Raw genomic sequence first — 9,869 nt, 5'->3', positions numbered from 1 at the left:
CAATAGCTACTGGGAATTGCGCTTGGGCAGCAGCAATCTCCCCAGTGTTACTACATTCGATAGTTGCATTAAGCGAACCAGCCGTTGTAGACCAAGTTGGTGCAGTAGTATCTATAATAGATATTGTTACTGTAGCCGTATCACAATTAGCTGGATTTAATTTTTCACATATTTTATAAGTAAATACATATTGCCCACATGGAATTCCTGACAATAAAACTATATTTAGGTTATTATCTATAGAAACGAAAGGATAAGCACCAGAAACTAAAGTAAAATTAACATTACCAAGAGTTGGAGCTACACCGTTTAAAAGATCATTTGCTAATACATTTCCAATGATACCTGTTGTAGAACAAATAACATTTGTATAAGTATCATTAACCGCATCAATAGCAGGTGCGGTAACTGTAATAGTAACAGTAGCTGGATCACAATTGGTATTATTATTTATTTCACATAAATTATAAACAATAGTATAAGTTCCAGCAGGAGTTCCAGCAGGGACAGAAACTTGGCCAGTTGTAGTGTTAATAAAAGGTACTGGGTTAGTTGGAGCACCAATTGGTGTTGCAGGAGTTGTTACTGAGATAGTAACCTGAGCTATAGTAGCTGGTATATTATTTAAAGTATCAGCACCATTACCATTATTGTTTAAAACATTTCCAATATTTAAATTGCCAGTAGTACCATTTCCACCAGCTAAAGTGTCATTTTGTGCTACAATTGCAGGACATTTTGAAATTGTGAAAGGGAAGTTACATGTCTCAACTGTACTTGGTGGAACAGCATAATAAGTTACCGTTGAACCTGCCACTAGAGGGATAGGGTTAGCATCAGTGTATTGGATTGAATTTATTGTAACCGGAAATTCATTGTAGAATTTTGATCCTGGAGGAAAAAATGGAGCAATTTCAGATGTTCCAACACTTGTATTCTCACTACAATAGGAAAAGCTTCTAATTGATGGTGTGTTTTGACAATTTTGTTGTACATAATTAGCAGCTTCAATTTTCACGGAAAATGGATCAGGTAATGGACTACCAATACATTGTCCACTTAAACCATATCCGCGTATAATCTTTTTACCACCAAATGTAACTCCTGTTATTGCACCAGTCCCACTCATACTACCTTCAGCGAGTATAGAGCTACCACAAGTTGCATTATTCAATATTGTACAATCAGTGGTTGCTTTAAGTCTAAATCTCAATTTAGCCAATACCGTATTTGGATCTGTTGGTAAAACTAAAGTTCCAAAATCCCATACTAATGAACCTGTTGCTCCAAGATTAGGAAAAAATTGAACATTATTTGGAGAAGGTGTAGTTTGAGGACTGAATATGGTACCCACAGCACTTCCTGGTACATAACTAGCGTTAAATGGTATAGGGATTGTTATTTTGAAATTATTAATTGCTTCAGTACCTAAATTTTTGATATCAATACTTAATTCACCTTCCTGGCCTGGTTCAACAGTGTAAGGTAAAACAGGAGGATTGTTGTTTAGTGATAAAAGCGATACTATTCCTTCAGATTCTGGGATATAGGCATCAACAGACATTGCAATTGTAAATATGGAATAGGTGTCTCCACTTGTACCGTATCTAAAATTTGTTGAAGTTTGATTGTTACCAATGATAGTATTTCCAGTATTAGGAATGTCAAACATGGCAACATCAATACCGGTATTGTTAACTAAATTTGGATTTCTAGTACCACCAGAATTTATAGAGGAATTAAAGAAGTTTGTAGCTGTATTTCCTGAATGACTTAAACTAGTATAATTAGTAGTATTGAGGTTTCTTATTCTAAAATAATCACCAGTAAAACTTACGTCACCTTCACTCGCCATTAATCCTAATTTCATTCCAACATTTCCAGTTTGGACAGCATTAAAACCAGAAACAGGTAAATCATAACCAGTAGTGTTTGTTGATTGAACATAGGCATAACCATCAAAAATAGTTACATCTCTCCATTTCATTTTTGAGTTTTCATAGATAACTATCATTCCCCAACCACCAGAATAACCAGTTCCTGTTACATTACCCTCTAATAGAGCCATGTCAGCCACTGTATATTGTCCTAAACCACCTGTAGTAGCTGATTTTACATAATCAGTGATTTCAGCATAAGCTGAAAAAATATCATCATCAGTTCCTGAAGGATAATAGATGTCATTAGTTGCAGCAGTAATTTGAGTATAAGAAGAAGCACCTGGTCCTTTTAAAGAAACAACTCTTTTATTGTATGTTTTAGTCAAATTACCTGTCACAACTTGAGCTATTCCAGTAACATTAACATTAGCATTTGAATTGTTTTGAATATTGTTAGCACTTTCATTAGTTCCAGCAAGACGAACAAGACTTCTGATAGTTATCGTAAGTGTTCCATCAGTTATTGCATAAGGAGTATTAAGTGTTGCTTGAGTATTTGCTCCATTGACAGTTACAGGAATATTTGTTTCTGATCCACCATTAACCGAAAGAGTTACTCTATTTGTTGCAGAGCTATTATAAAATCTGAAGGCATACGTATTTCCATTTCCAGAAAAAGTGTATATCGGATAGTAGTTATTATTATTACCACCTCTTGTTACAGATAGAGTATAATTGGTTGTATAAATTGGATTTGTAGTACTACCAACATTTTGATTGTGAACAATATTTAAATTATTGTTAACTGATTGCGGAGTTTTAATTGGTTTTGTTACGTCGAAAGTAGCATTTGGAGAGGATTTTCCAGTCCAATACAAACCAGCATACACAATATCAGAACAAGCTGGGATTGCTCCATTTTCTGTTGATAAAACTAATGTTGAAGACGATGAGTTGAAAGTATTTGGATCACCATCTGTATCAACGTAAGTCATAAACTGCCCATTATTATTGGTTGTTGGACCATAGTTTTGAGGTGTCAAACAAGTATTCCCCAACATTGTAAAGTCTCCTTTTAGATTATAAATCTTTTTGTTAGGAGTATATAATGAGGTTCTTTGAGTAAAAGCTTTTCTTACTTGTGCATTTGCAGTATTGGAAATTCCCGAAAGAATTAACAATAATATTGCAATGTGTTTAAGCTTTGTTACGATTGAATTAAAGTATAAATTTTTCATATATTCTTTTTTTATCTCAATTATTAATTAGTGTCTCCTTTTTCTACATTATAAAAAACACTATATTGCTCATTAATTCCCACTATCATGTTTGCAATAGCTTGTGCATTAGTATCAAAACTTGATACTATATAAATATATTTTAAATTCTTAAAGCTAGAAAACAATTCCAAGTTGATAGATGAATTCAATTGATTTGCATTTTCTAATTTGATAGTAATAATTTCAATATTATTTTTTAAAGAAATAGCATTGTTTAAATTACTTAACGAATTAAGATCTGTAAAAAGGTTTTTCGGTTTTTCACCATATACTTTTTCAACACCCGAGAAATAATAAATAGAAGGTTGAGTATTATAAATTAAACTTTTTACGTTTTGAACATTCAATGAATTAGCAGTAGACGGACTTGCCGTTCTTTGCAATCCATTTGTAGGCGCTAAGAAGTCGTCAATATCCATAACAGTCATAGATGGAACTGCTTCTGTAATTCTATTTGAACTTTGAGCAGAGATGGTTACACTGTAAAATGTAAGCAGTAGGATAATAATAGTTTTTGTTTTCATACAATTAGATTTAGTAGAATAATTTTTTTTGAAAATTGCATTCTGGGCTTGAATTTTAGATGTAGGCATATGGGGATATAATATTTTGGGTTATACTATCTGAGTGTAAAATTATAGACTATATTATTCTAAACATCATTTTTTCTACAAACAACACGAAAACTCGTTAAAATGACAATTTTCTTTCAAAATGCTATCTTTTGATTAAGAGATTTGCTTTTTTTTCCTTGATTCTTGACATACTTTTTTGGTTTTTTTGGGGTTATTATTTCGATTTTATACTATTTCACAATTCGAAAGTAAAATGTTTTTTTAAAACCGCCAAAAAAAACATCGATAAAATGCAAATTTTATAGATAAAATACGTAAATTAACATTTTTAAGGCAATAAATACTACAAAAAAATGATATGTTGATAATTTGTTTATAACATTTTATATTTTTAACATATGCTTTTTTTTAAAAGAGGGTAAACGTTAAACAGACAATGTTGTATTTAATTAAAACCAATGTTCATTTTTTTCTAAATTCTGTATTTTTTTTAATAATCCTTTACGTTAAACTTTCATTATTAGTATTAATAGTTTAAATTTATGCTTTCAATACTTTTGATTTTTAATTATGAAACAGTTAATCTTAGTTAGACATGCAAAATCAAGTTGGGATGCTCCACTCAGAGATTTTGATAGACCTTTATCCAATAGAGGAATACTTGATGCCCATTTAGTATCATCAGAAATCAATAAGCATATTCCAAAAATGTATTTGCTTTGGAGTAGTCCAGCTAAGCGTGCCGCAGAAACAGCTATGATTTTTGCGCAAAACATATCCTATCCTGTAGAAAGTATTGTTTTTAAAGAAGAATTATACACTTTTGATGAAAGAAAATTAGAAGAAATTATTAAATCTTGTCTAGATAATTATGATAATTTAATTGTTTTTGGACATAATGAGGCTATTACGAATTTTGTCAATAAATTTGGGAGCATTTTAATTGATAACGTTTCTACCTCTGGTTTTGTTGCTATAACTTTTGAAACAAATAGCTGGCGAACCATAGCCAAAGGAATTACTAATAAAGTCATTTTCCCAAGAGATTTAAAATAAATATGAGTACAGAAACTAGTTTTCGATATATAGACAGAGAAAAGAGTTGGTTAGCATTCAATGCTAGAGTTTTGCAAGAAGCTGCAGATGAGTCAGTTCCTTTGTTAGAAAGATTGCGATTTATAGGTATTTTTTCCAATAACTTGGATGAGTTTTTCAGAGTTCGTTTTGCTGCAGTCCGACGACTTAGCTTAACAGGTGTTTCTGGTGAAAAAATTCTTGGTGGTATTTCTGCTCAACAATTAGTAAAAGACATCACCGAAATTGTGATTAAACAACAAGCAGAAAGTTTGCGAGTCTTAAATCTCATTGAAAAAGAATTAGAAAAAAAAGACATCATTATAATTAATGAAAAACAACTTTTGCCCGAACATGAGAATTTCATTAAAGATTATTTTATCCAAAAAATAAGTCCTGAGCTTGTTACCATTATACTTAATGATTTAGCGGAGTTTCCATTATTGAAAGACACTTCCGGTTATTTGGCTATCAAATTGGTAATGAAAACCGAACAAAAAGCAAAACTGCTAGGTTTGGTAAAAGCAAAACCTGAAATAAGATATGCCATCATTGAAATTCCCAAAAACACCAATCGAATAGTAGAACTTCCGATAAAAGATGGAAAGCAATATTTGATTTTGGTAGATGATATTATTCGTTACAACTTGAGTAGTATTTTCAATATTTTCGACTACGAGAGTATTTCAGCTCATATGATAAAAATTACACGAGATGCTCAGTTAGATATTGATAGTGACATGAGTAAAAGTATGTTGGAAAAAATTGCCACTTCTGTAAAAGATAGAAGAATAGGCGAACCAGTTCGTTTTGTTTATGACCAATTAATTGACAAAGACACACTGAAATTTTTCTTGAACAAAATGGGAATTGATGCCTCTGATGGAGTTATTCCTGGTGGACGATATCACAACCGCCGTGATTATATGAATTTTCCAAATCTAGGTCGATTTGATTTATTATATCCACCAAGAGTGCCACTTCCAGTCGAAGGATTATCTTTGGATGGAAGTATTTTAAATAAAATTGCTCAAAAGGATTACTTAATATATGCGCCATATCAGTCGTTTTCCTATTTAATAAAGTTTCTAAGAGAAGCCGCTTTGGACCCAAAAGTAAGTTCTATAAAAATCACTTTATATCGACTTGCAAAAAACTCTCAGATAATAAGTTCACTTATAAATGCTGCAAAAAACGGAAAGAAAGTGATTGTTCAGATTGAGTTACAAGCGCGTTTTGATGAAGCCAGTAATATTTCCTATGCAGAGCAAATGCAACAAGAAGGAATTGAGCTCATTTTTGGGATTAAAGGATTGAAAGTGCACAGTAAAATTTGTGTAATTGATAGAATTGAACACGGAAAGTTAAAACGCTACGGTTTTATTTCTACAGGTAATTTCAACGAATCTACTGCCAAAATTTACACCGATTTGACCTTATTGACTTGTCATCAACAGATTTTGAAAGATGTTGACAAAGTATTTGATTTCTTTGATGTTAATTATAGAATTCACCGATACAAGCATTTAATCGTTTCACCACATTATACGCGTTCAAAATTCTATAAACTAATTGACAGAGAAATAAATAATGCCAAAATAGGAAGACCAGCGTATATTAATTTAAAAATGAACAGTTTATCCGATTATGGAATGATAGATAAATTGTACGAAGCCAGTAATGCAGGTGTAAAAATAAAATTGCAAGTAAGAGGAATTTGTTCGTTAATTCCCGGTGTAAAAGGAATGAGTGAAAATATTGAAGCAATCAGTATTGTCGATTATTATTTAGAGCATTCCAGAACATTCATTTTCTGTAATAATGATGATCCAGAAGTATTTATTTCCTCTGCCGATTTTATGACAAGAAATATTGAAGGAAGAGTAGAAGTAGCTTGTCCTATTTATGATGAAGAAATCAAAAAACAAATTATAGATACTTTTAATGTTGGTTGGAAAGGAAATGTAAAAGCACGTTATCATTCAGAAAAGTTTGAAAATAAATACAGAATTCGTGCTAATGGAGAACCTATTTTCCGCGCCCAACATGAAACGTACAATTACTATTATGATCGTGCGGAGAAGATTAATCTTAACCCTAAAACAGATATAATTTAATGATTACAATAAAAAAATATGCGGCTATCGACATAGGTTCCAATGCTATGCGATTGCTCATTACCAATATTGTAGAACAAAATGATGCAGCAACCCAATTCAACAAGAGTGCCTTGATTCGTGTGCCTATTCGTTTAGGACAAGATGCCTTTACAGTGGGTGAAATCTCCGAAGAGAATATTGATAGAATGATAGATGCCATGAAAGCGTTTCAACTCTTGATGAAAGTATATAAAGTTGAAAAATATAAAGCTTGCGCTACTTCAGCCATGCGTGAAGCGTATAACGGAAAAGAAGTTGCCAAAACTATCCTTGAAAAATGCAACATCGATATTGATATTATTGATGGTAAAATTGAAGCTACCATTATCGCATCATCTGATTTGCACAGTTTCCTGAAAACCGATCAAACCTATCTTTATGTTGATGTTGGTGGTGGAAGCACCGAGTTTTCTCTTTTTAGTGATGGCAAAATGATAGTTTCTAAATCCTTCAAAATTGGAACGGTTCGTTTACTCAACAATATGGTTTGCGACATCGTGTGGGAAGAAATAGAAAAATGGATTAAAGCCAATTCTGCCGATTATGACAATGTAATCCTAATTGGTTCGGGTGGAAACATCAATAAAATTTTCAAAATGTCGGGAAAAATGCAAGACAAGCCCTTGTCTTATCTGTATTTAAATTCCCAATACCAATATTTAAATTCGCTAACCTATGAGCAGCGTATTGCCGAATTAGGATTGAACACTGACCGTGCCGACGTAATTATACCTGCGACTCGAATTTATTTAAACGCCATGAAATGGAGTGGTGCAAGACAATTGTATGTACCAAAAATAGGTTTGGCTGACGGAATCGTGAAAGCCATGTATCAAGGAACAATATAATAAAATCCATGAAATATTTTCAAATATTAATAATGATTATTGCAGTTGTAGTCTTGATTACTACAATTAGAAGTTTGAATTTCTCTGATTTGAGTTTTGAAACTAACTACCGTGACTATTTAAGGATTGTACTTAGTATTGGAATATTTTTAATTTACTGGGGAAAAGTTTTTAAGAAAAAAAGGATTTAAACATCCAAATCAAACATTTTTTTCAGCAATTCTAAATTAGGATTTAATTCCACTAATCGATTGTATTTATCTTGATTGGTGAATGCTTTTCTCAAAACCAACGTTTCATTTACCCTCACTTCAATGACAATATCGTGGTTGTGCAACTTGCCTCTAAGGTAACCTAATAGTTCGGGTTTTTCTTTTTCAAAATCTATTTTCGAACTCTCGTTAGGCAACTCATGAATGATTTTGGTTCCCTCAAGTATTGGGTCATTAATGGTCAATAACGAAGCTACAATACGAAAACCTTTATCTTCCAATCGTTGCGCATATTTGAGCCATTGCTCTAGCATTTCGGTTTCGGTAAAGGGTTCGTTAGGCAAATGAACTACTTCTTTCACCAACGATTTTTGGGCTTCAGCCATTTCTTTTTTGGCCTTAATACTAGCGAGTGATAAAGCAGAAACTTTAGGTTGGTTAGTGGTAGTTGCAGGTTGCGGATTTCGGGTTTCCTGCGGCAGTTCGCTTCTGCTCTTGTCGGGTTCTTCAGCCTTTATAGTTTTGGGTTTTGGGTTGCGAGTTTCCTGTGGCAGTTCGCTAGTGCTCGTGTCAGGTTCTTCTACTTGTACTTCGTACTTTGTATTTCGTACTTCTTGAATAGAGTATCCGTTATTGCGATAATAAGTCGGTGGAATTATAAAGTCAGCTTTTTTTTTTCTCCATCAAAAGTGATAGAGCTGAGTTGCATTAGCGTGAGTTCCACCAACAAGCGTTGGTTTTGGGAAACTTTATATTTCAAATCACAATCGTTAGCCAAGTCAATTCCTTTTAACAGAAAATCTTGCGAAACTTTTTGTGCTTGTTGTCCGTAGAGTTGTTGCGCCGCTTCACCCATTTCCAATAATGAAAGGGTTACTGGATTTTGAGCTACCAATAAATCTCTGAAATGCGATGCCAATCCGGCAATAAAATGGTGACCGTCAAAACCTTTGGCCAATATTTCATTATAAGCCAATAAAACTTCAGGAATTTTATTTTCCAAAATCAAATCGGTCATAGTAATATAGGTCTCATAATCCAGAACATTTAAGTTCTCAGTCACGGCTTGTCGTGTTAAATTATTTCCACAAAAAGAAACCACACGGTCAAAAATAGACAAGGCATCACGCATCGCACCATCAGCTTTTTGCGCAATGATGTGCAAGGCATCTTCTTCAAATTGCACCCCTTGACTAGTGGCTACTTCAGCCAAATGTTCTCTAGCATCTTTTACCGTGATGCGTTTGAAGTCAAAAATTTGACAACGCGATAATATGGTAGGAATGATTTTGTGTTTTTCGGTTGTTGCCAATATAAAAATGGCGTGTTTTGGCGGTTCTTCCAAAGTTTTTAGAAACGCATTAAAAGCTGCCGAAGACAACATGTGTACCTCGTCAATGATATACACTTTGTATTGTCCGGTTTGTGGCGGGATTCTAACTTGGTCAATCAAATTGCGAATATCGTCAACTGAATTATTAGAGGCTGCATCCAATTCAAATACATTGAAAGCAAAATCCTCAAACGGATCATCATAACCGGGTTGGTTAATCTTACGCGCCAATATTCGTGCACAAGTAGTTTTTCCAACACCTCTTGGTCCCGTAAACAATAGGGCAGAAGCCAAGTGGTTATTTTCTATGGCATTGAGCAAAGTATTAGTAATAGCTTGTTGTCCAACAACATCTTTAAATGTTTGCGGACGATACTTACGAGCTGATACTACAAATTGTTCCATAGGATTTTATCGGATTACAAATATAGATTTAAAAATTCCAAATCCCAAACGCCAAATTCCAAATAATCAAAAAGAATAGTAACAATTCCTAAATCCTAATTCT

8 protein-coding genes are annotated in these 9,869 nt (G+C 33.2%); 4 read left to right on the top strand and 4 right to left on the bottom strand.

Translation table 11 applies throughout. The features are described 5' to 3' along the window. Positions 1–3,118, bottom strand: a 3,118-nt coding sequence (locus ACSVH2_RS07700; RefSeq protein ID WP_438092580.1) for a hypothetical protein, incomplete at its 3' end; no start/stop codon positions are given. A gap of 23 nt (positions 3,119–3,141) precedes the next feature. After that, entirely contained in the window at positions 3,142–3,684 is a 543-nt protein-coding gene (locus ACSVH2_RS07695) for a hypothetical protein (protein WP_438092579.1), read from the bottom strand. Between the two features lie 621 nt (positions 3,685–4,305). On the opposite strand from ACSVH2_RS07695, the gene ACSVH2_RS07690 reads away from it, so the two are divergent. The 3 genes from ACSVH2_RS07690 to ACSVH2_RS07680 are packed head-to-tail and all read left to right on the top strand — an operon-like array spanning position 4,306 to position 7,816. Further along, positions 4,306–4,791, top strand: coding sequence for a SixA phosphatase family protein (locus tag ACSVH2_RS07690; RefSeq protein WP_438092578.1), 486 nt, complete (start codon positions 4,306–4,308; stop codon positions 4,789–4,791). Positions 4,792–4,793: 2 nt separating this feature from the next. Next, entirely contained in the window at positions 4,794–6,926 is a 2,133-nt protein-coding gene (gene ppk1, locus ACSVH2_RS07685; protein WP_438092577.1) for a polyphosphate kinase 1, read from the top strand. After that, a complete protein-coding gene (locus tag ACSVH2_RS07680; protein ID WP_438092576.1) occupies positions 6,926–7,816 on the top strand; it encodes a Ppx/GppA phosphatase family protein in 891 nt (296 codons plus the stop codon). Before ppk1 ends, ACSVH2_RS07680 begins: the two co-directional genes overlap by 1 nt. Positions 7,817–8,003: 187 nt before the next feature. Here the strand turns inward: ACSVH2_RS07680 and ACSVH2_RS07675 are convergent, their stop codons facing one another. Further along, entirely contained in the window at positions 8,004–8,414 is a 411-nt protein-coding gene (locus ACSVH2_RS07675) for a DNA polymerase III subunit gamma/tau (RefSeq protein WP_438092575.1), read from the bottom strand. Between the two features lie 7 nt (positions 8,415–8,421). On the opposite strand from ACSVH2_RS07675, the gene ACSVH2_RS07670 reads away from it, so the two are divergent. After that, positions 8,422–8,646, top strand: a complete 225-nt coding sequence (locus tag ACSVH2_RS07670; protein ID WP_438092574.1) for a hypothetical protein — start codon at positions 8,422–8,424, stop codon at positions 8,644–8,646. Between the two features lie 37 nt (positions 8,647–8,683). On the opposite strand, the gene dnaX is transcribed toward ACSVH2_RS07670, so the two are convergent. Then, positions 8,684–9,766 (bottom strand): DNA polymerase III subunit gamma/tau, encoded by a 1,083-nt coding sequence (dnaX, locus tag ACSVH2_RS07665; protein ID WP_438092573.1) that lies wholly within the window; start codon positions 9,764–9,766, stop codon positions 8,684–8,686. Between the last annotated feature and the right edge of the window lie 103 nt (positions 9,767–9,869).

Source organism: Flavobacterium sp. RSB2_4_14, assembly GCF_051547085.1.
GTDB lineage: Bacteria > Bacteroidota > Bacteroidia > Flavobacteriales > Flavobacteriaceae > Flavobacterium.
Note: the sequence above shows the minus strand (reverse complement) of the source record. Positions and strands in the feature narration are given on the sequence as shown.

Coding starts and splice junctions, on each gene's coding strand:
- ACSVH2_RS07695 (WP_438092579.1), bottom strand. CDS start 3,684: ATGAAAACAAAAACTATTATTATCCTACTGCTTACATTTTACAGTGTA.
- ACSVH2_RS07690 (WP_438092578.1), top strand. CDS start 4,306: ATGAAACAGTTAATCTTAGTTAGACATGCAAAATCAAGTTGGGATGCT.
- ppk1 (WP_438092577.1), top strand. CDS start 4,794: ATGAGTACAGAAACTAGTTTTCGATATATAGACAGAGAAAAGAGTTGG.
- ACSVH2_RS07680 (WP_438092576.1), top strand. CDS start 6,926: ATGATTACAATAAAAAAATATGCGGCTATCGACATAGGTTCCAATGCT.
- ACSVH2_RS07675 (WP_438092575.1), bottom strand. CDS start 8,414: ATGGCTGAAGCCCAAAAATCGTTGGTGAAAGAAGTAGTTCATTTGCCT.
- dnaX (WP_438092573.1), bottom strand. CDS start 9,766: ATGGAACAATTTGTAGTATCAGCTCGTAAGTATCGTCCGCAAACATTT.